This is a genomic window from Nocardia farcinica (genome assembly GCF_029867845.1).
Taxonomy (GTDB): domain Bacteria; phylum Actinomycetota; class Actinomycetes; order Mycobacteriales; family Mycobacteriaceae; genus Nocardia; species Nocardia farcinica_A.
Window position 1 is genome coordinate 1 of sequence record NZ_JARWRU010001214.1, and the last position, 1,187, is coordinate 1,187.

A 1,187-nucleotide genomic window follows, 5' to 3' on the forward strand; every position below is an offset into this window, starting at 1 on the left:
CCTTCGGGGCGAGGCGACGGTGGGACTTCCCGGAGGTTATGGGGGACCTCGAGGCCTAACTCGTGCAAATCATCGAATTGGAACGACTCGACCGCAGCTGACGTGCGCCGGACAAGCCACGCGACTACCCCCCTGACCACCGAAAGAACAGCACGACTCGACCGCAGCCGAGCGATCAGCGCGGTTCGGGGGCGAACGAGAGCGGTTTGCCGGTCGCCGACGAGCCGAGGAAGACCCGGAACACGGCCGGGCGGCGCTGCTGAAGTTCCAGCCTGCCGCCGTCGGCCTCGATCAGCGCGCGGGCCAGCGCCAGGCCGACACCGGTCGAGCCGCCCGCGGAGAAGCCACGGTCGAAGATGTGCGGAGCGAGTTCGTCGCGCACGCCCTCGCCCTGGTCGGCGACCTCGACGCAGACCAGCGGCTCGCGGGCGAAGCCGGGGCGCACCTCACGCACCGAGACCGTGCACACCCCGCCGCCGTGGATCAGGGCGTTGTCCACCAGCACGGTGACCGCCTCGCGCAGCCGCGACGGGGTGATCCTGGCGCGCAGCGAGTCTTCGCCGGTCAGCACCAGGGTGCGGCCCGCCTCGCCGAAGGGCGGCTTCCACTCCTCGATCACCCCGCGCAGTTCCTCCATCACCGGGATGGGGTCGCGGTCGGCGGCGTCCTCGTCGCGGGAGGCGCGCACCAGGTCGTCGATGGCCTCGGTGAGCCGGTCGACCTGCGCCATCGCCTCCTCGGCCTCGTGCACGACCTCGGGGTCGCGGTGCGCGGACAGCTCGTCCAGGCGCAGGCGCACCGCGGTCAGCCTGCTGCGCAGCTGATGGGAGACATCGGCGACCAGGGCGTGCTCGCGTTGCAGGCGGCCCGCGATCTCCACGGTCGCCGAGTCGAGCACGTCGGAGACGCGGTCCAGCTCGGAAATGCCGTGCCTGCGCGGGTCGGGCCGGAAATCGCCCATGGCCAGCCGGGCGGCCCGCGCCGCCACATCGCGCAGCGGATCGGCGACCCGGCGCGCGGTGACCACGGCCACGGTGACCGCGGCGCCGAGCGAGGCCAGCACCGCCAGCGCCACCACCGCCGCGGCCTGACGCTGCATCTTCTTGATCGGCGCCGACGGCACCTCGAGCCGCAGCGAACCGGAGGTGCCCATGGCCAGCGACTCCACCAGCGGGTCGTGGACCATT

The 1,187-nt window shown here is 72.5% G+C and carries 1 protein-coding gene; it reads right to left on the reverse strand.

Going from position 1 to position 1,187, the window contains the following annotated elements; genetic code table 11:
• Nucleotides 1-175 precede the first annotated feature (175 nt).
• Nucleotides 176-1,187, reverse strand: a 1,012-nt coding sequence (locus tag QH283_RS26925; RefSeq protein WP_280505737.1) for a sensor histidine kinase, incomplete at its 5' end; no start/stop codon positions are given.